Here is a 21576-nt window from a genome sequence, read left to right as displayed (position 1 = left end):
TCATTTAGTCTTTTAATTTGTAGGTGGTTTGTACCGCATGAACTAAAATTTAAACGGTATTATTTACTTCTTTTATTGCTTTTTATTTTTAATGATTATACTGTTATTGCTATGGGTATAGGTAAGTTCATTCATCTGACAAATAATGGATAGCATAACATCCAGTGGATAATGTTCTTCAAATTTCCCAGTAAAGGATAGTCCTTCAAGAGATACCTCTTCTAGATTAATGATTACACCCTTTAGTTTTTCAATCTTAGAAAACACCTGTGGAAGTGGCGTCTGATCAAACTGCAGGCCACCCTCTTGTTTATGTTCGTCTGATTTCACGTTGTCCGCTAATTTTAGATTGTTCGCTTTTTCTTGTCGATCAACTAATAAAGCTGTTTTAAAATGATCATCAATCAATAACTGTTGTCCAGGCTTGAGCACCTGATCTTTCATTTCAAATGGACTGCGATTCGTTGATTTCACAACTATTTTTCCAGATATTAACCTAACCGATAATTTACTTTTAGTATAACTATCGACTGTAAATTCAGTACCAAGTGCCGTTGTTGTATAACCGTTGGCGGATACAATAAATGGTCGTTGCGCATCATGGGCGACATTAAATCTCGCTTCTCCAATTAGTGTCAGTTTTCTATCGATGTTTCCATATTCTTTTGTATAATAAATATTACTGTTAGGGGATAAAATAATCCGAGATCCATCTTTCATTTTATAGGTAAGCGTATCTGTACTGCTGTTGGCAAGTTCATATATGAGTGGTTCTGGTATTTGTACTGTTGTAATGGGAATAGGCAAATTTGTTTGGACAAAGTGATACCCAAATATTCCCATAGCCAATAAAATGGAGGCGGCAATAGACCAGCCTATTTTTAAACGACGTCGATTAGGTAATGCTTTGATCACTCCCATTTTTTCATGAATACCGAATAACATCTGTTGATACTCTTCTTCTGTTGCCAATTTTTCGTTTTCATGTACTGTTGCAAAATCATTCCGAAGTTCCTCCATTAGAGGGTGTTTGGAATCTTCTAAGTCGGACAATAGTTTATGCTGATCCTTTTTAGAAAGTTTTCCTTCCCAAAAACGAGTAATTAAATTAAGAATCTGTTGCTTCATCAATAGTAAATACACAAGAAATTTCCAAAGGGGATGCTTTTGTTGTTAAGAAATTATTAATAAAACATCAATTAAACATGTGGATACATCGCTTAATACTAAAGACATGATCACATATGAGAAAGATTATATTTGAGCCTTAATGTAAACGCAATACTCATCCTTTTATACTTATCAAAAAAAGACAAATAATCTTTGGGAGAGATGAATCACCCAACGTACTTAAAAAGAAATAATAATTCGAATTTTACGGAGGTACAAAGGATTATTTTTTTTTGTAAAAAAGCCTTTTGTAAAGTTATGAAGCGGTTTACTATGATTCTGATCAGAATGTTCCGGAGATAAGGCAATAAGGAGTGGATAAAAAAAATTAAAGATTCGCGAGAAGAAAGACGATGACTAATGATCTTTCTGCATAGGCAGGGTATTGCTTAGCGACATATTCTCTAATGGCTTTGTTCGATTGTTTGAGATAATCTGCTACCGATTGTGGGCTAAGTCCTAAAAGATCAGCTACATCTTCTTTTGTGCGCCCCTCATAACGACACAATTTAAATACTTCCCGTTTTCTTTTTGGTAATACGGCAACGGCTTCTTCCAAGATTTCCATTTGCTTATTGAAAATTTCTTCCTGAATACTGCTATCTTCCTCGGCATAAATTTCTTCGGGATAATTGGCAATATACGCAACTGATTCTTTCAACTTACTGCGTAGAACATTAAGCGATTTATTATAACTAACAACAAATAACCAGCCTCCAACAGGACGATCTACCTGTATCTTAAATCGATTCTGCCAAAGCGATAAAAAAACATCTTGCAACACTTCGGTCGCTAATTCACGATTATCGATTAATTTTAGAATATTTGCATGTACAGGTTTATGATACCGCGCATACAATGCATTGAAAGCCTTTACGTCTCCCCTCGACATTGCTACGATTTCTTCAATTTCTGTTACCGTTTTATTCATGTTAATTGATATGTTTTATCTTCTACATCTGTGGTTTTGTGGTTTGAAAACCACGGGCAAATTTATTTAAAAAACAAACAGCTTAATCCTTTTAGGAGGTTATCAAATTGTTAAGAATATAGGTTGTTTCTGGTAATTAAATAATTGGTTACTTATCGTAAATATACAAAAATGATCTACATTACAAAATAAGATTTATGCAGTTAAATGGATGACTTGAACAAGGGTAATGCTATCATTCTGAAATTATATTTCATCACTATCTGAGAGAAGCGAATTGCAAAAGGTGTAAGGCAGATGGAGAAAGGGAAATTTACATATACTATGAATACATGGGAATTTAAGTCACTAAAACCTGATTTTGGAAAACAAGACAGAACTAGTATACAAAAATAGCTAACCTGTACTATACAGATTAGCTATTAAAATCATAATGCTTATAGCAGGTCAAGACCACTACTTGACACTTGCAGCTACAATTTCTGCAACGGAGGGAATACCTGTTTTTTTCCATATAGGTTCACCATTCTTATAAAGAATTAATGTTGGTATGGAAGTTATTTTAAAATCTTTAATTATTTCAGGATTTGCATCTATTTCTACTAAAATTGTTTTGATATTATTTTCCGCCTTGCTGTTGATTGAATCTAATACTGGTATTACTTTTTTACAAGGCGGGCAATAGTTTGATCCGAAGTCAACGAGAACATATTCCTGAGATTTCAATGCTGTTTTAAAATCAGCCAATAAAATTCTATTTTTATTTACAGTTGCTACCTCTACTGGATATCCTGCTCCGATCCAAGCTGAAATACCAGGTGCCAAAACATAGATCTTTGTAAATCCACGTTCTGCGAGTAAATTAGCGATTTTTGTAGATCGCCCGGTTTGGATAGAATAGATAAAGACTGGTTGACTTTTGATTAATCTACCCAATTGCTGTTCATAACCTTTAACGGCAGGATCGATCTGACGAGCTTGTGGTAAATGTGCCTGTTCATATTCTTCAGCACTGCGAGCATCTAAAATCTGAGGCTTATCCTGTTCGCTTATTTTTTCATGAAATAACGCCGCTTTTACGCGAAAATCTTTTTGTTCTCTCTTTTCCTTCTCTATCGGAGATGATTGGTTTTGTCCTTTGCCATCAAACACTGTGATGACCAATAAAATTAGGATTAATGTAATCTGTTTTTTCATTTGTTAAACACGATATAAATGTCGAATTTTCTTAAATTGTTACGAGTTCATTTTTTAGAAAAGATAATTCACTAGAAACGGAAAGCGGGTGCTGCTATTTCTTGTGTCTTACTTTTTCTAAATTCTTTCATAGATACCGGTTCACGATCCTCAAGTTCGGCGAAATCAACAACACCGTTATTTTTAGCCCATTTGAAATATGCTTGAGATAATTGGGATACCACATCATGATTTTGGCTAGCAACATCTTTTATTTCAGTAGGGTCGTTTTCTAAATTATACAATTCCCATTTATAAGAGGGCCAAGTTGAGATCAACTTCCATTTGCCTATTCGAGCCGCGCGATTACCGGCACGTTCCCAGAAAAGTCCTTCAGGTCTGTCAATTTTATTCTTATCATCAAAAATAACAGGCAACAGATTTTTACCTTTTAAATCATTGGTTTTTAAACCCTTGTATATTTTTGGATATGTCGCTCCTGCTAAAGCGTAGAATGTTGGTGCTAAATCAATAATATGTCCCGTCCCATTTTTAATGGTATTTGCCTGTATTCGATTAGGAAACCAAGCTATAAATGGTGTATTAATACCACCTTCATATGTGTAATCTTTAAATGCTTTATAAGGTGTGTTGGAAGCATATGACCAGTTTTTACTCTGTGATTCATACGAACCTGTAGTGCCTACAGGCCCTGAGTTTATTCTTGCGCCATGATGCCACTTCACTAAATCTTCAGCCGGAGCTCCATTGTCGGATAAAAAAACAATGAGTGTATTATCCAGTTGATTATTGTCTTTCAATTTCTGGATAAGGTGACCAATACTCTGATCTAAGCGGTCGACCATAGCGGCATATATTTCCATTTTCTTTGCCCACAATTGACGTTGATCAAAAGATAGTCGGTCCCAATCGTAAATATCTTCATCACGTATTGATAATTTGGTATCAGGTGTAATTAAACCTAACTCCTTCTGACGTTTAAATCTTTCTTGACGAATTGCTTCCCAGCCTTTATCGTATTTCCCCTTATATTTTGCAATATCCTGAGGTAGCGCTATTAAAGGCCAGTGTGGAGCTGTATGAGCTAAATAGAGGAAGAAGGGTTTTTTATCATCTTTTACTTGATCCAAAAATGATAAAGCATGTTGATTGATTACATTGGTAGCATAGTTTTCAGGAAGTGGATATCCTTGTGCATCTGTTTCACCTTTAAAACCGGGCGCACCTGAATCAGAACTCTTTTCATCCTTTGGAAATACGAGATCAAAACCACGCTGCCAAGGAAGACTCGTCCCTTTGCCAGATACATGCCATTTGCCGGATGTGATGGTGTTATAACCGTTTTCCTTCAATACTTCAGCAAGGGTTAGTGATTCTTGATTAATATATCCTTGATAAGCAGGTAATCCGAGGTCATTAGAAAAATAGCCTACTCCAGCTTTATGCTGATACTGCCCTGTCAATAAAGACGCACGAGTGGGTGCACAAATGGAATTATTATAGAACTCACGTAACCGCAATCCTTCTGATGCAAGCCGATCTAAGTTGGGGGTTTCAATCTCACCTCCGTATGCGCCAAGATCTGAATAACCCAAATCATCGGCTAAGATTAGCACGATGTTAGACTTTTTTTGCTGTGCTACACCAAGTGTCGTTAGGCTTGCAGTTAAATATAATATGGAAAATATTTTTTTCATGGTAATGTTTGATTTTAAATTTTAGCGAAATGAGGATTGTCCTTTGATTCGGTCATAATTGACAACGTCGTTTTCCTTTGCCCATTTTCGATACAGTTCTTCAAGCTGTTTTACAACTTGAGGATTCTGAGACGCGACATTATGATTCTCTCCTCTATCTGTATCGATGTCATATAACTCTACATTATTCCCGTTACGATAGGTAGACACCAGTTTCCATTTTCCGAAACGGACAGCTCGATTGCCGGCACGTTCCCAAAATAAAGCTTGATTACGCTCCACCTGTGCCAGATCAGTATTTAACAGTTTTCTAAGGCTGACTCCGGGAAGTGTATTGGTAGCGGTCCCATAATTCGTATTTGGGTACTTTGCTTGGGCATAATCATATAATGTTGGAGCAATATCAATTAGATGTCCAGTTCCTCTTTTAATGGTGTTGGCTTTTACTTACTTAGGGTACCAAACAATAAAAGGAGCGCCAATACCGCCCTCGTATGGGTTATCCTTGTAACTTCTTAATGGTGAATTTCCCGTTTGTGACCAATTGCTATTTTGCACATCATAAGATCCTGCAGAACCAACAGTACCCGTGTTTCTGCTTGTATAAATACGGGCTCGATCACCACCTTGTGCACCATTGTCAGACAAAAATATAATGATTGTATTGTCATCAACTTTTAACTCTTTTAGGGTCTGACGAATCTTACCGATACTTTGATCCACACGATCAATCATACCTGCAAATACTTGTTGTCTTCTTTTCCAGTATTGTTGCTCATCATAGGTTAATTTATTCCATCCTTGCGTTAATGTATCTTTAGCACTTATTTTCTGCTTCGCAGGGAATACGCCTTGTTTAATAGCATTTTCATATCGTTTTGTGCGTAAACTGTCCCAACCAATAGTATAAGTTCCCTGATACTTTTGCGTTTCTTCTTCTGGTGCCTGTAGAGGCCAGTGTGGTGCATTAAAGGCTAGGTATAGAAAGAATGGCTTTTTATCATGATGTTGCTCTTTCAAAAATCCAATTGCCTGATCGGTAATTTCATCGGTCAGATATCGATCTTTAGGTAAATAGAAGGGTTTATTATTCTTGTACAAAGGCACTGTCGCTTGAGTAGAATCGCTGATTTCATAAAAATTAGACGCACCTCCTACAAAATTGAACGACCTTTCAAATCCTCGTTGTGCCGGCCACTGATCGTAATCGTCCCCAACATGCCATTTGCCTGATATAATAGTGGAATAACCTGCATTTTTTAAAACTTCTGCCAACGTTGGCGATTCTTTATTCAAGAAACCTTGATATGCAGGAAGTCCAAGGTTTACATTGAAATAACCTAGTCCTGCCTTATGGGCATATTGCCCTGTCAATAAAGATGCTCTTGTTGGAGCACAGATCGAGTTGTTATAAAATTCTTGAAAACGAGTTCCTTGAGATGCCAATTCTGTTAGATTTGGCGTATGGATATCAGATGCACCATATGGTTCAATATCTGAAAAACCGAGATCATCGACCAAGATCAAGATCACATTTGGACGTTTGTCCTGGGACCATCCAGCGAGGCTGCTTAAAGTCATTAAGAGCGTCAATAAATAATAGTTTCTTTTCATTATGTGAGATTTTTAATGAATGTGAATTGATTTTAATTATTAACCCAATCTGGATGCTGTTTAAGATTTGGATTTAAATTCAGTTCGCGTTGAGGCGTGGGAAAATGAATATGTCTTGGAGCCGCATTTGTTTTACCTGCGGCCTTTAGTTTTGCAACATAATAGGTTGCCCCTCTGCGCGCTAAGTCAAACCACCTTTGATATTCAAAAGTTAACTCCTTCCTTCTCTCTTCAAATACTGCTTCTCTAAAATCATCTTTACTTAAATTTTTTTCGATATCACCTGTTGCTGCACGCACTCTAACTTTATTTAGAAAAGTCTGTGCTAGTAAAGTTGATCCATTGAGCTCATTTTCAGCTTCTGCCAATATGAGCAATATTTCAGCATAACGAATAATGGGTAAATTTTTAGATGATTGACTTTGGTTGCCTACTACGCTCTCATCATAATATTTATTAAATTGAGGTTTTGCAAGTGCATAATACTTACCATCGACCGGAGAAATCATCCCTGTAGTAAATGTGGTATTTAAACGTTTATCCTGTTTAGAAAAAGTACCATATAAACCACCTTCAGCATGCCAAGCATCCGCATAGTCACCATTAATACCCGGAATATCCGCAGGTGCAGATCTACTTGCAAGCGAATTTCCCTGATATCCACTGTTCCCTTTGAATTGTGCAGAGAAAATATGTTCAATACCGTTTTTCTTATCGATATTAAATACATCCGTAAATTCGGAAAACAAATCATATCCCTCTTTATCAATTACATCCTGTGCTTTTAATTTTGCATTTGACCAATCTTGTTGTGTTAAATATACCTTTGCCAGTATACTTTTGGCAGCTCCTGATGAAGCTCTTCCTTTATCGTTGTCACCGTAAGATTTATAATTGGGTAGATTTTCTGCATCTTTAAGATCTGCAATAATTTGGTTATAGACTTCTTTTTCAGAAGCCTTGGTCACATAAAGTTCTTCCGTGCTAAGTGATGTTACAGGTTTTAGAACTAAAGGAACGGGACCAAACCAACGAACTAAATTAAAATAATGCAGTGCTCTTAAAAACTTGGCTTCATTAATTAAACGCTTACGGATTGCGTCATTAATCTTTTCAGGTGATATCAAAGCGATGTATTCAATATTTTGATTTGAAGCATTTATAGCGTCGTAACTTTGTTTCCACAATTGTTCCATACGGTCATTCGATGCATCGTGTGTCAAGTTACTGATCGCACGTACATGTGCATTCCGCGCTCTTGGTCCAGCTTCATAATCATCAGTAGCCATTTCTACTCCAATTTGAAAAAGACTATTATAGATGGACTGTCCGCTTTCATATAGTTTTCGATATGTTCCGTTAACAGCAGAAACAGCTTGATTTTCATTCAGATAAAATTGCTCAGAAACCAGTAGACTTTCCGGTTTCTCATCTAATTTTGAGCATGATACGATTCCAATCAATAATGTGGATGCGAATAATATATTTGTAATTTTCATGTACCTCTGGATTAAAATGTTAAAGAAAGACCTACTGTGAGGGAGCGTGAAGCTGGATAAATTCCAGAATCTGTCCCTATCTGTACGTTACTACCTGATGTCACTTCAGGATCAAAACCTTTGTACTTACTCCAGGTAAGTAAATTTTGTCCAGATAGGTATACGTTCACATTGGATATTCGAGTAGCATTTAATACATGTTTAGGAATGGTATAGCCAAATTGAAAAGACTTTAATCTGACAAATGAACCATTCTCAACAAACTGATCTGAAAAAATTGGAGCAGGATCTAATTTCGCTCTAGGATAGCTTTGACTGGCATTTGTTTCAGTCCATCTGTCTAAAGCATCTGTTGATGCATTTTGTTGTCTCGTAAACATTTCCAAGTTTTGACGATTGATATTAAGTAACTCATTGCCAACTGTTCCTTGTATTAAAAAAGTAAGATCAAAGCCGCGATAAGAAAGCGTATTGGTTAGTCCAAAAATAAAATCTGGTTGTGCATTTCCAATGATGCCTCGGTCATTTGCTGTTGTAAATTTACCGTCACCGTCGATATCTTTGTAAAGACGATCCCCAGCTTTTGGTATGGCATTTCCAGTAAATAAACCTTTAGTTGATTCCTCTCCTTTTTGTAAAATTCCATCGATCTGTGTGCCATAAAAAGTTCCGAGAGGTTCACCAACTTTAATGATATAATTTCCAGAAATATAAGATTGTGCTCCTGTACCAATGGTTAATACTTGATTTCGATTGAATGAAAAGTTCACATCTGTATTCCATACAAATTTTCCATTTAGGTTCCTGGTTTTCAAGCCAAATTCAAATCCTTTGTTGGAAACTGAACCAAAATTCTGTAAAGAAGATGCATAACCTGATGTCCATGGAATTTCAACATTAAGTAATAAATCGGTGGTTTTTTTGTAGTAGTAGTCTAAGGTAAACTGTAGTTTACTGTTAAATAGCGCAATATCAAATCCTCCATCATACTGATAGGTCGTTTCCCAACCTAAATTTTTATTTGGTATACGTTGCGAAGCAAAACCGGTTACTATTTTATTGCCAAATAAATAATTTAAGTTATATAATGTCGAAAGCGACTGATACTGACCGATCTCCTGGTTGCCTGTAGTTCCAAAACTAGCTCGGATTTTTAAATCATTGACTGCACTGAACGTTTCTTTAAAAAAGCTTTCGTTGCTAGCTCTCCATGAAAAAGCTAAAGAAGGAAAATTTCCCCATTTATTATCAGCTCCAAATCTAGAGCTACCGTCGCGCCTGATACTGGCTGATAAATAATATTTATTGGCATAATTATAATTTACACGAGCCAGATAAGAATGCAGTATCCAAGAATAAGCATCGGAATTTGGACGGACAAGGGTTGATCCACTTTGCAGACTGTTATACAAAAGATCATCCGTTACGAAATTTTCAGCTCCCGCGTTGAAGGTCTCATTCTTTGCTTCCTGTTGCGTAAATCCAACTAAAGCATTTAAATGATGATCTTGAAAAGAAGTGGTATAGTTTAACGTATTTTCATTCAGCCATGAATATGAATCTAGATTACCTAAATTTGCTTTTCCATTGTTACCTGCCCCCTCGTAGATGTAAGAAGGCAAATAAAATTTATCGGTCCTATTGTTTAAATCTACACCTAATAACACTTTCGCTTGAAGCCCTTCTATAATATCATATTGAGCAAATGAAGTTCCTAAAATGCGTAATGCGTTTGATGTATTGGTGGTTTCTTTTAATGTTGCAATAGGATTTGCAAAAATGTTTTCAAACGGATTTCTTAATGTGTAGGATCCATCGGCATCATATATGGTTGCGGTTGGAGGCATTATCAATAATGCATTGATAATTCCTGATGGTGCAATTTGAGATGTTGTTCTGTTAATTGAAAAATTAGCGCCAACATTTAAGCGCTTAAAAGGATTAGCATTGATATTGGAACGGAAACCTAAACGCTTAAAATCTGTATTTTTAATTACTCCATCTTGGTCAAAATAATTGGCTCCAATAAAATATTGCACCTGTTCAGCTCCACCTGATAAAGATAATTGATGATTCGTAATCTGTCCATTTTGGAAAGCTTCTTTTTGCCAATTTGTTCCTGAACCTAATTGATCGATTTTGTCTTGTGTGAGGTACTGAAATTTTCCCAGATTCGGATATGCATCATATAAGGCCTCATTGCGAAGAATAGCAAAATCTGGAGCTGTTAGGACATCTATTTTTTTTAACACCTGTTGTTGGCCTATACTACCATCATAGTTCAGTTGTACACGACCTGCTTTACCTTTCTTAGTTGTCACCAATATTACGCCGTTAGCACCACGAGAACCGTAGATTGCTGTTGCAGCAGCATCTTTTAAAACTTCAATACTTTCGACATCACTTGGATTGATGCTCGACATGGGATTGACAGGAGTTCCACTACCTACTCCAGTACTCTCTGTTTGATTATATATGGGAAAACCATCAATAACATATAAGGGTTCATTTCCCCCCTGAATAGATGCGCCTCCACGAATACGGATACTGACACCACCGCCCGGCTGCCCAGAAGTTTGCGTAACCTGCACCCCTGATATACCACCTTTCAAAGTCTGATCTAGCGATGATACATTCTGTTTCAATAAAGACTCATTTAAGGAAGCAACTGATCCCGTCAAATCGCGGCGTTTCTGCGTACCATAGCCTACCACTACGACTTCATCAAGATCTTCCGTAGTAGGGCTTAATTCAATTACAGTAGGTGATGTATTGATAACAATCTTTTTCTTTTCATACCCGACAAAAGATACAATCAGCGTAAAAGGGAGTTTTTGACCTGTGACAAATTGAAACCGCCCATTTCCATCTGTTTTTACACTATGTGTTACTGCTTCCAATTGCACAGTGACACCTTCAATGGGCTCTTTACTGGAAGCATCGATAACTGTACCAACTAAGGAGGCATTTATTATCGGTTTAGGTTCTATTTGAGCATACAGCGAATTCAGGCTGTGTATTAAGAACAAAATAAGTATAGAATACCGAAGTACTCCTAATTTTTTCATAGTTTTACGGTGTTTAATAGTGAATACTTACAAGTGCCAACGCCAATTGAAGACTTGTGGTTCATTATATCCAAACTTGGGGGAGCGTTAAAGCTTCCCCTATTTTTTTAAAGAAGATTTTTTGAAATTAGATGCACATTCGCATCCAGCAGGAAGGGAAATTAAAGGAAACATAAGCAGTCACGGAGACTGCTCTTGTAGATGGGTTAGTAAGGTTGTTTTTCATAAACTTTGTTAAATAATGAATATTAATTTCGGTTTCGTTTGCCAACGCCAATTGAGTAACGATAAGGCAAATATAAAAATAAATTTAATAAAGTCTACTAACTAAGTAGATTTAATGTAATTATTTTTAAAACCTGAACTAAAGCACCATATAACATCGTTTATTAATCATATTATCTGTCAAACAAATTTTTATATTAGCAAAAATGCCAATGCATTAACATCAAAAAAGGAAATGAAAAATCGGATAAAGCTAATCTGTAGCTATTATCCGATTCAGTTATTAAATTTTCACTAAAAATACAGGGGTACTTCTATTTTTTTATTGGGGTATGAACATGTACCATTTAGTTTGCGTGATTTTTTAACCATTCTAAGCGTCTTTGATCAGCAAGATGCTTCACTTCGAAATGCTCAAATGTTGCATTAAATCCATTACCATCAGGACATGCCGCCATTAAGCCCACCATAACAGGTGTATTATCTTGTAAATAGGCATTACGCATTAAAGTATAATTTTTATCATCAAAAGAGTAAAATATCTCTACAGCATCCAACCTCCTTACAGCTTTTATCCATACGTATGGAATGGCTTTTTCTAGACTGATGATACTCCAATCACTGGTGCGGTGTGTTACGACAGTACTTAAATTGTATTTTCCATCAACAAACTCGATTCCTGCTTTAATATAATTTTCTTTATCAATACGAAGCATCAATCCCATCTGATCAAATCTCGCTTTATAGTCAGCAGAAATTTTTACTTTTGTCTCAAACTCACCACCATAAGTTCCATAATAAAATGGAGCATCGTCAACAGTAAATCCATAATGCGATATACGCCAATAATCACTCTGGGGTGTTACGAACATACTCAGCGTTTGGTCCTTTACCTCCCACTTTGCCGGTTCATTAAACCACTGCATTTTCGTTAGATTTTGTGCCATTGTCAACTGTTGGCAAAGGACAGTCATCATAAGTAGTATTAATTTCTTCATCTCTGTATTCAAATAATCTTATAATTTTTTACTTTAGCAAAGGTATACGTGCGTTTAAAGATTATCAATACTGATAAATAACCATTTTTTAAGATATGAATAACATTGCAGGAGTTCTTAACGAAAAGCTTTTAGAGCAAGTATTTGAGAAAGAGCCAGATCCTCACAAACTGCTTCAGCAATGTCAATATATTGCACAATTTTATGCTCATATTGAAAATGCGATCGCGGTTTTGAGTGATCTTAAAAATGACAAAAGCTATATCTACAACGGAGGGCTTGCCCAAACACTAGGATTATCAGATCATGATTCAGAGATTGATTCCATATGGGAAGATGCAATTTTCAAGCTTATTCACCCTGATGATCTACTACGGAAGCATATCCTTGAATTGCAATATTTTCATTTTATAAAACATATACCTCTTACTGACCGTCACAATTTTCATGTCATTAGTAAGATCAGGATGTACAATCAGGAAGGTCAGTATATATGGATATCCCATCGCATGTATTATGTTCAGAATTCACCTAATGGCAGTATTTGGTTAGCCCTATGTTTATACAATTTTGCTCATTTGTCCGATAACACAGAGTCTTACGAGGGCTTTATTGTTAACAGTGTTACAGGGCAAATTATTCAACCTGAAAAACAGGAAAGTAGCAATTTATTATCCAAGCGAGAGATAGAAATTCTTAGTTTAATAAAAATTGGCAGACGCAGTAAAGAAATTGCTGATGACCTCTCCATCAGTATTAATACTGTCAATCGACACCGACAAAATATTCTTGAAAAACTTCGAGTTACGAATTCAATTGAAGCATGCCGGATCGCATCTTCTTTAAACTTGTTTAAATAGTTGATATAGATCACCTATTTTCCCAATCGATATAATTTAAAATCGGCGTCAAATTATTTCTTGACGCCGATTTTAAATAAGATTGCTATAATAATAAATCCTAATCCAGTTAATATGGGGGGTAATAGATTTCCTCCAATTCCAAAGTAAATCATCAATAAAGCGACTATAATGAGCAGTATAAGTAGTATGGTCTTCATATTTATGTATTGAGCAGCACAGTGTGTTATCATAAAGCTACTTAAAAAATAATTAGACAGATCCTTTACTTTTTAAACATCCGTAATTTATACCATTATAAATAATATTCTTACCATTAGTACCAAAATCTCAATTATTTACTGACCTCATTCAATAATGCTAAATCTTCCTGATCTAAAGTGATTTTAGGAGCATCAAATAGCGTTTTCAATTGATTATTACTCGTTGCGCTTACTATTGGTGCTGTAATTAATGGATTGGCCAGTAGCCACGCTAAGGCTATTGTTGCTGGTTGTGTATGATATTTCAATGCTATTTTATCAAGAGCTGACAGCACATTTAATCCCTCAGCATTTAAATATTTCCGCACTCCTTCACCACGCGCACTCTTGTTAAGATCTGATTCATTTCTATATTTTCCTGTTAGAAATCCGGCGGCTAATGACCAGTATGAAAAAGTACTTAAATCATATTTTTCAACTAAAGGTGCGTAATCCTTTTCAAAAGTAGTGCGTTCCATCAAATTATAATGTGGTTGAAGCGCTACATATTTCGGAAAATTGTTCTTCTCAGCAACATCAAAAGATTCTATCAATCGCTTAGGCGATAGATTAGAAGCTGCAATATAACGAACTTTACCAGCCTTAATAATTTCGTCATACGCAGATAATGTTTCCTCAATTGGTGTTATTTGATCATCAAAATGCGTATAATACAGATCGATATGGTCTGTACCTAAACGCTGTAAAGATTCATCAACGGATTTCAGGATATGTTTTTTACTGATATCAACAGGATGTTCTTTTGTTTCAGATCCCACTTTTGTTGCAATGACAATATTTTCTCTGTTATTACGTAGCTTCATCCATTTTCCAATGATAGTCTCAGACTGACCTCCTACTCCATTCACCCACCAAGAATATGTATCTGCAGTATCCACAAAATTAAAACCTTCATCTACAAACGCGTCTAAAATATCAAATGATTCTTTTTCATCTAAAGTCCATCCAAAAACATTACCTCCAAAATTTATCGGAGCAATTTCTAAATCTGTATTTTTAATTGTTACTTTTTTCATGTTTATTCAAATAAATATTTCAGTAAAAATAACTTATTCACATTTTAATAAATTCATCAGTTTGTCAAGATGTTGACTCTTTAGTTCTAATAAAGTTATAATATCTTAGAACAAAAAGAGTAATATTATAGAAATGTATGTCTAATAGAAAAAGCCATATCTAACGATATGGCCTGATATAAAACCTATATTTTTCAGTGAAATTTTCTATTTATATGAGGTGACGGAGTCCGTTATTTTCCAAGTCCCCTTATCGTTGATTAAAGTTACAATGTCAATCTTGGTAAAGCTATCGAATTGCATGATCACTTTGGCAATAGCGTAGTCTTTGGAGGTTTCTAAAATCTGTGTAGTAGTCTTACAGTTTAATCGCTCTCCTTTTTGCTTTTTAAAGAAGTTAATAAGTTCTGATCGACTATTTGTTTTTGCATGTGTCCCTTGGACTTTCTGATTAAAATCGCTTGCAAACAACTGCTCTAATCCTATTGATTGTCCTTTGGTAATGATTTCTATATATTGACCAATTGCTAAGTTAGCTGTAGAAAGATTAACCATACTTTTTTCTGGTTTATCTGCCGCCATAGTAATGCTACCTAAAGTTACTAATGCTACCGCTGCGAATGTTTTTACTAACGTTGTCATCATGTTTTATTTTTTAGTACTCGTTTGTTGTGCTTTAAATGAGTAGATTTTTGGATAATTTTTCCCTTAATAATTTCCTTTAACTTTCTGATTCAAAATTAAGACAAACAACGTATATTGTTTATTACATTTAGATTAACAATATATTAAACTCGCTAAAAAACAGTATACTGAAGGTGAATAGACAATCCATCATTATTAAAGTAAATGACGTCGCGTGAATGCATGTTATAAATTACGGCCCTGTTAAATATATATGAATAGATATTTTAAGCGGTTCGAGGGAAAAATAAATAGATAAAAAAAGAGAGTAAGTTCATCTTTAAAATATCTTACTCTCTCTGAGATTGTCTATAATAATTTTAACACATCGCCTATTTAATGATAACACTTATATAAATAACTTTATCATGTACGGATGATCTTATGTATAAATTTCCATCCTGATAATTCGAAAATGATTATAAAATAAAGAACTACCTAACAACATGTTATTTAATTGACTTCTGATCTTTTTTCTCTAACAATGCGATATACTTAGCATAACCTTTCGTAGCCATTTCATCTTTAGGAATAAATTTGATAGATGCACTATTGATACAATATCTTAAACCTCCTTTATCTGCTGGACCATCATTAAAAATATGTCCTAAATGTGCATCGCCTGTCTTACTGCGCACCTCAGTACGTTCCATTCCGTATGAATTATCCAATAGTTCCTTCACTATTTTCTCACTAATCGGTTTTGAAAAACTTGGCCATCCACAATCCGACTCAAACTTATCTGAAGATATAAACAATGGTTCGCCTGTAGTCACATCAACATAGATCCCTTCTCTAAATTCATTCCAGTACTCATTATCAAAAGCTCTTTCGGTAGCGTTTTTTTGCGTTACATTGTACTGGATATCCGTAAGTTCTTTTTTTAAGGTTTCTTTATCCTTTTTTTTATATTCCCCCACTTTGACAGGATTTGCCTTCTTTGCTAATTCAAATAAATCTGCCCCTATATGACAATAGCCTCCAGGATTCTTGTCCAAATAATCTTGATGATATGTTTCTGCATCATAAAAACTCTTTACAGGTCCAAATTCTACCACTATTTTCTTTTGCGGATAAGCCCTTCCTAATTCCTCAATTTTTTGATGTACTAAACTTTCATCTTCTTTATTGGAGAAAAAAATACCTGTCCGGTATTGGGTTCCTATATCATTCCCTTGTTGATTTAAAAGTGTTGGATCGATCGTTTTGAAAAACAAGTCAATTAACAGTTCTAAATCAATTTCTTCGGGGTCATAGACAACTTTAACGGTTTCTGCAGCTCCTGTTACACCTTTAGAAACTGCCTCATAAGTTGGTTTTACAACTGTTCCATTCGCATATCCTACTTCTGTAGCAGTAACACCTCTTACTTGTTTAAAAAAATGCTCTGTACCCCAAAAGCATCCTCCTGCAAAATAAATTTCTTTTGTTTTACGATTCATGTCGGTTGGTATTTTATTTAGTGGCTCTATTGTCTTTTTCTTTAAAGCAAGACCCATTGCCATCAATGTGACAACTCCAATAGAACATATCAATATTATTAATGTATTTTTCATTGTTTTATGTTTTAAACTGTCTTATAACTTACCAAATGCATACCAAATCCTAGATACATCAGATCTTTAAGTATAAAAAAATCTGTATAGGGTACGCCATCTATAATCTTCCACATATTTGGTGTGGTGAATAAGTAACTCAATGTCATCAGGAATATGACGCACATTGCAAATCCTGCATATTTTTTCAGTTCGTCAAATTTTAATGTCAGAATCAGTAAAATTGCTACCAAAATTTCCACTACACCAACTATATTCGATACGGTTTGCACACTCAATATGGTATACATCCAAGCCGATAGTGGATGATTTTCTATCAGTGGTTTAATCGCATTTGCCTCCGTAGGTGTAAACTTAAATATTCCTATCCAAAGTAAAATAAGAACTGCTCCTCCAAACGAAATATAGTAACCTAACGAAGACCCTATATTTGGATCATTATTTTTGTTTTTTGCATGCATTTTGATTGATTTTAAAGTTCAGTGATGTTTCTTTACATCAATAGTCGCTGATACTTTCAAATCCTGACAAAAAAGATTAAGTTTTAATTTTACTTTTTATTTTACTTTTAAACTCCTGTATATCATTTTCATGAATAACCTGATTATGCCCTTTATTCAGATTGTTGCGCAAAAGTGTATCCATAAAAATAAACTTTCTCTCATAAGCGCGGCACCATTTACAAATAGAAAGATGTCCCTTTAATCTTAGTCTTTGAATTAATGATAATTCGTCAGCATTTTGCAGTTCAATTAACAAAGTCGTCTCAGAACAAGAGAGCAGTAAAAAGTGTATGGTTCTTTTTAACATAGTAATGTTTTAATTTTGAGTATTAAACCAATTATTTTCCAAACAGGCCCGTAATTGTAAACGACTTCTCTGAAGTATTTTCCAAAGGTTAGTCGTTGTAATTCCGGTTTCCTGACAAACTATAGCTGCCTTTTTTTCTTCGAGATAATAAAGCTTTACAGGGATTTTCCACTTTAAAGGAAGACCTTCTAAACACTCCTCCAAAGCAACATGGAACTCTTTGTCATCCAGCAGATTTTGTTCTTCGTTCCACTCATATAGTATATCATCACTTTTCCATGATCCTGATTCATCAAAAAAATAATCCAAACTGATCTGATCGTTATGACGGTACTTTTTACGATAGAAATCAGCAACTTTATTCTTTAAGATACGCATGAGCCAAGTTAAGGGACTACTATTACCCTTGAAGTTAGTATATGACTCAAAGGCATTTATAAAAACATCTTGTACCAAATCCTCGGCATCTTCTTTATCAGACACTAAATACATTGCTCTTTTTAATAAGGGCAGACTGTATTGGTCAATCCACCTATTAATTGTCTCTATCTTTTCATTCATGCTGCGATTCAAATATACTGGTTTATAAAGTTAAAGAATAAACTTCTGACTTCTATCAACATTAACCGGAGGATGTAAGCAGATTGGGTAGATTAATGCTAGATAAAAGGATGTTTAAATATACTTTTCATTTTAGTTCAGACAATTTATCTTGTTAGAAAAAAAGATATAGAACGAATTGATTATCAACAAATAATATATTATATTTACAGATAGGACTAACCTAACATTAAAAAAAAGATCTAATATATTGAAACTTATGCTAATTAAAAAGAATGAGAAATCGTGTATAGCGTTTTTTTCCTTTCAGCTTATTATTATGTTAATACTGCTAATATCTACTGTCTCACCCATTTTTGCGAAAAAGAAACCTAGTAAGGTTATAGTCGCCTATGTAACTTCCTGGACATCAGATATACCCGATCCAACACAGATTACACATATTAATTACGCATTTGGTCATGTTAATGATGCTTTTAATGGTATTCGTATCGATAATGAAACACGGTTACAATCGATTGTCGATCTGAAGAAAAAATATGCTCATCTTAAGGTATTATTGTCGATCGGTGGTTGGGGAAGTGGCCGATTTAGTGAGATGGCCTCAGATAACACTAAAAGAGAGCAATTTGCCCAAGATTGTGCTCGAGCTGTCAAACAATTTCATTTAGATGGTATTGATATTGACTGGGAATACCCTACTAGTTCGGCCGCAGGTATATCTTCCCATATTAATGATACCCATAATTTTAGTTTATTGATGAAAGCGATTAGAAAAGCTATTGGCACTAAAAAATTGCTAACTATGGCTTCTGTGGCAAGTGGTAAATATGTGGCTTTCGATATAGTTGCACCTTATCTAAATTTTGTCAATATCATGACCTACGATTCCGGTAATCCTCCTTACCACCATGCGAGCCTATACCGATCAGCATTGTCTGGTAATACAACATGTGAAGAAGCAGTAGCAGCACATATTACCGCGGGGATGCCTGCTCACAAACTTGTTTTAGGAATACCCTTTTATGGAAGAGGAAATAAGGAAGAAGTTAAAAGTTTTATCGATTACAAAGACTTATTAAAGCTACAAGGATTGGAAAAAAAATGGGATGATGTTGCAAAAGCGAATTACATGGTCAATCAACAAGGAGAATTTGTTTTGTCCTATGAAAGCCCCGAATCCATCAGGCTCAAGTGCGATTTTATAAGAGCAAAAGGTTTATTAGGAGCTATGTATTGGGAATATGCTGGTGATACAGAAGAAGGAATACTTCGAAGTACAGTTTATTCAGGAATATTCGAGTAATCAACAATTGAACATAAGTACAGGAATAACCTTATTGTGAAAGAATGGAAAAGCAAAGTTTATTTTATCATAAGCGGAATCCAGCAATTGATATGATGCGGGCACTGACCATGTTGATTATGATCTTTGTTAATGATTTTTGGAAAATTCATGACGTTCCCCATTATCTTGAGCATGCTGCTTATGGAGAAGATTTTATGGGGCTAGCAGATGTTATATTTCCATGCTTTCTTTTTTCTGTCGGTTTATCCATACCTTATGCAATCGAGATACGGTATACTAAAGGATATGAATCGCTATCGACAATAAAGCATATTTTGTCCCGTACATTTGCACTTTTGATTACTGGAGTTTTTATCGGAAATTCCGAAGCCGGGCTAGCGGCAGACACTCCTTATTCAATCGCTATCTATTGGGTACTGATGATCCTAGCTTTTGTTGCCATCTGGAACGACTATTCAAAGGTTACGAATCATCGAATACAAGGCCTGATCCCCATCTTCAAAATAATAGGTGTACTCATACTTCTCTATTTAGCAATTAGCTTTAGAGGAGCAAATGGATCTGTATTTTCTTCGAATTGGGGTATTCTTGGGATGATTGGTTTTTCTTATTTCTTTTGTGCGACTGTTTATTTACTATTTTCTGATCGACAGAAATACCTATTTTACATTGCTGTCATCCTTATTTTGATCGCAATTCTTAAAACGCCATTAAAAGCAGAGTTTGGTGGAACTTCAATCTTAAATCTACCAAAAGGTAATTTTATTGACGGATTCATTGCACTATTTCATATCGGCAATGGCGTATTAACAGCTTTCACCATGGGTGGTGTAATACTCAGTATGTCACTTGCTAAAATGGAAAAATTATCTAAAAGCATGCAATGGTTCTATATCATTTTATCTGGGTTGATCAGTTTAGCGATGGGACATTTCTGTCATCAATATTGGATTGTAAATAAAATCTCGGCGACATTACCTTGGTTATTTTATGTCTTATGTATTTCTCTCTTGACATATACTTTAATGGATATCTTAACCTATTATAACTTGACAGGATGGTTTAAATGGATCAAACCAGCTGGTACAAGTACACTTACTACTTATTGTATACCTTATTTGTATTATGCAGCCTCTAGTTTAACCTTAATTACATTACCCGATCAATTAACCTCTGGGTTGCCAGGTCTTCTTAATTGCTTTCTTTTTGCTATTTTAGTAATCTGGACAGCTGGTCTTTTTGAAAAAATGAATATAAAACTACGGCTATAAAACATAGAAAATATGATTATGTTGTGTTCTAAATAAGCTTTGATACCAGCACCATAGCTGACTTAAATATTTACCTTATATCTATAATGAGAAATTCGATTCGAGCTGTACTTATTTTTTTCGCGGTATTTACAACATGTAACTTAACTGCCCAAGTGCATAACAGGTCAAAGTCTTTAACAGTAGTGAGATTGAAAACGGATATAGCTGATCCTAAAGATATCCCTCTTTTTTTTAATAAAGCGGCTATTACCTATCAAGCTATTGATCAGGTGAATTGGACTACATATCCCTATAAACCGCAGGTTAGTTTTGCTATTGCATATACCGATAAGGCTTTATTAATTCATTACCTAGTGGAGGAGAAACATGTAAGGGCTGTTACTAATCATGATAACGGGAAAGTATTTCAAGATGCATGTGTTGAATTTTTTGTCCAACCTCAGGCCTCTGATTTAACCTATTATAATTTTGAATTCAACTGTATCGGAAAGTTATTAATGCAGGCAGGTAAGCCTGGAAAACGTGCATTGGCCACAGAACCTATATTAAACAGTATCAAGCGATGGTCCTCTTTAGGTAGCGATCCGATCAATATTCAAAATCAAACAACCTCTTGGCAACTAGCTGTCATCATACCATTAACTGCTTTCTATTTAAATCCAATGGATTCATTTGCTAATCAAAAGTTTAAAGGGAACTTTTATAAATGCGGTGATAAATTGGAACAGCCTCATTATTTATCTTGGTCTCCTATTCATTTACCGCATCCACAGTTTCATGCTATAGATTTTTTTGGAAATATAAACTTTCAATAAAGATGAGTTAGATCTTTCGTATTATGTCT

At 35.0% G+C, this 21576-nt stretch carries 20 protein-coding genes and 1 pseudogene; 4 read left to right on the top strand and 17 right to left on the bottom strand.

The window, feature by feature from the left end; translation table 11 throughout:
• Positions 1-72 precede the first annotated feature (72 nt).
• From EDF66_RS00330 to EDF66_RS00295, 9 genes are all read right to left on the bottom strand, one after another.
• The gene (locus EDF66_RS00330) at positions 73-1128 is read right to left on the bottom strand and encodes a FecR family protein (RefSeq protein WP_132839753.1); all 1056 of its coding nucleotides are present in this window, start codon (positions 1126-1128) and stop codon (positions 73-75) included.
• Positions 1129-1498: 370 nt separating this feature from the next.
• Positions 1499-2101, bottom strand: a complete 603-nt coding sequence (locus EDF66_RS00325) for an RNA polymerase sigma factor (RefSeq protein ID WP_132839752.1) — start codon at positions 2099-2101, stop codon at positions 1499-1501.
• Positions 2102-2557: 456 nt separating this feature from the next.
• Positions 2558-3298 (bottom strand): thioredoxin domain-containing protein, encoded by a 741-nt coding sequence (locus tag EDF66_RS00320; protein ID WP_021189396.1) that lies wholly within the window; start codon positions 3296-3298, stop codon positions 2558-2560.
• A 71-nt stretch (positions 3299-3369) separates the two neighbouring features.
• Positions 3370-4995, bottom strand: coding sequence for an arylsulfatase (locus tag EDF66_RS00315; RefSeq protein WP_132839750.1), 1626 nt, complete (start codon positions 4993-4995; stop codon positions 3370-3372).
• 21 nt (positions 4996-5016) lie between these two features.
• Positions 5017-5397, bottom strand: coding sequence for a hypothetical protein (locus EDF66_RS26220; protein WP_410528405.1), 381 nt, complete (start codon positions 5395-5397; stop codon positions 5017-5019).
• 45 nt (positions 5398-5442) lie between these two features.
• Positions 5443-6609, bottom strand: coding sequence for a sulfatase-like hydrolase/transferase (locus EDF66_RS00310; RefSeq protein ID WP_207898365.1), 1167 nt, complete (start codon positions 6607-6609; stop codon positions 5443-5445).
• A 32-nt stretch (positions 6610-6641) separates the two neighbouring features.
• On the bottom strand, positions 6642-8108 hold the full coding sequence (locus EDF66_RS00305) for a RagB/SusD family nutrient uptake outer membrane protein (RefSeq protein WP_132839749.1): 1467 nt from the start codon (positions 8106-8108) through the stop codon (positions 6642-6644).
• 11 nt (positions 8109-8119) lie between these two features.
• Positions 8120-11176, bottom strand: coding sequence for a SusC/RagA family TonB-linked outer membrane protein (locus EDF66_RS00300; protein ID WP_132839747.1), 3057 nt, complete (start codon positions 11174-11176; stop codon positions 8120-8122).
• A gap of 572 nt (positions 11177-11748) precedes the next feature.
• Positions 11749-12399 carry a DUF1349 domain-containing protein gene (locus EDF66_RS00295; protein WP_132839746.1) on the bottom strand — a complete coding sequence of 217 codons (651 nt, stop codon included), beginning with the start codon at positions 12397-12399 and terminating at the stop codon, positions 11749-11751.
• A gap of 95 nt (positions 12400-12494) precedes the next feature.
• Between EDF66_RS00295 and EDF66_RS00290 the strand changes: the two genes are divergently transcribed.
• Entirely contained in the window at positions 12495-13259 is a 765-nt protein-coding gene (locus EDF66_RS00290; RefSeq protein WP_132839744.1) for a response regulator transcription factor, read from the top strand.
• A gap of 53 nt (positions 13260-13312) precedes the next feature.
• Here EDF66_RS00290 and EDF66_RS25950 read toward each other — a convergent pair whose 3' ends face one another.
• The 8 genes and pseudogenes from EDF66_RS25950 to EDF66_RS00260 form a co-directional block, all read right to left on the bottom strand.
• Positions 13313-13459, bottom strand: coding sequence for a hypothetical protein (locus EDF66_RS25950; RefSeq protein WP_165902317.1), 147 nt, complete (start codon positions 13457-13459; stop codon positions 13313-13315).
• 134 nt (positions 13460-13593) lie between these two features.
• Complete coding sequence (locus EDF66_RS00285) at positions 13594-14538, bottom strand: aldo/keto reductase (RefSeq protein ID WP_132839742.1); 945 nt, start codon at positions 14536-14538, stop codon at positions 13594-13596.
• Between the two features lie 207 nt (positions 14539-14745).
• Positions 14746-15183 carry a nuclear transport factor 2 family protein gene (locus EDF66_RS00280; protein WP_132839741.1) on the bottom strand — a complete coding sequence of 146 codons (438 nt, stop codon included), beginning with the start codon at positions 15181-15183 and terminating at the stop codon, positions 14746-14748.
• A 488-nt stretch (positions 15184-15671) separates the two neighbouring features.
• Positions 15672-16142 carry a peptide-methionine (R)-S-oxide reductase MsrB gene (gene msrB, locus EDF66_RS26535; RefSeq protein ID WP_259192894.1) on the bottom strand — a complete coding sequence of 157 codons (471 nt, stop codon included), beginning with the start codon at positions 16140-16142 and terminating at the stop codon, positions 15672-15674.
• Positions 16143-16202: 60 nt separating this feature from the next.
• Positions 16203-16664 (bottom strand): annotated as a pseudogene (gene msrA / locus EDF66_RS26530) (peptide-methionine (S)-S-oxide reductase MsrA); the annotation flags it as partial.
• 125 nt (positions 16665-16789) lie between these two features.
• Entirely contained in the window at positions 16790-17239 is a 450-nt protein-coding gene (locus tag EDF66_RS00270) for a DUF417 family protein (RefSeq protein WP_132839737.1), read from the bottom strand.
• Positions 17240-17315: 76 nt separating this feature from the next.
• Complete coding sequence (locus EDF66_RS00265; RefSeq protein WP_031288290.1) at positions 17316-17588, bottom strand: hypothetical protein; 273 nt, start codon at positions 17586-17588, stop codon at positions 17316-17318.
• A 9-nt stretch (positions 17589-17597) separates the two neighbouring features.
• The gene (locus EDF66_RS00260; RefSeq protein WP_243655962.1) at positions 17598-18161 is read right to left on the bottom strand and encodes a sigma-70 family RNA polymerase sigma factor; all 564 of its coding nucleotides are present in this window, start codon (positions 18159-18161) and stop codon (positions 17598-17600) included.
• A 307-nt stretch (positions 18162-18468) separates the two neighbouring features.
• Here EDF66_RS00260 and EDF66_RS00255 point away from each other — a divergent pair, with 307 nt between their 5' ends.
• The 3 genes from EDF66_RS00255 (at position 18469) to EDF66_RS00245 (ending at position 21547) form a co-directional block, all read left to right on the top strand.
• On the top strand, positions 18469-19455 hold the full coding sequence (locus EDF66_RS00255; RefSeq protein WP_132839736.1) for a glycoside hydrolase family 18 protein: 987 nt from the start codon (positions 18469-18471) through the stop codon (positions 19453-19455).
• Positions 19456-19499: 44 nt separating this feature from the next.
• Entirely contained in the window at positions 19500-20729 is a 1230-nt protein-coding gene (locus EDF66_RS00250; RefSeq protein ID WP_132839734.1) for a DUF5009 domain-containing protein, read from the top strand.
• A 191-nt stretch (positions 20730-20920) separates the two neighbouring features.
• Positions 20921-21547: a carbohydrate-binding family 9-like protein gene (locus EDF66_RS00245; protein ID WP_165902316.1), complete on the top strand. Its 627-nt coding sequence runs from the start codon at positions 20921-20923 to the stop codon at positions 21545-21547.
• The last annotated feature ends 29 nt before the right edge of the window (positions 21548-21576 follow it).

The organism is Sphingobacterium sp. JUb20 (assembly GCF_004342035.1).
Taxonomy (GTDB): domain Bacteria; phylum Bacteroidota; class Bacteroidia; order Sphingobacteriales; family Sphingobacteriaceae; genus Sphingobacterium; species Sphingobacterium anhuiense.
Note: the sequence above shows the minus strand (reverse complement) of the source record. Positions and strands in the feature narration are given on the sequence as shown.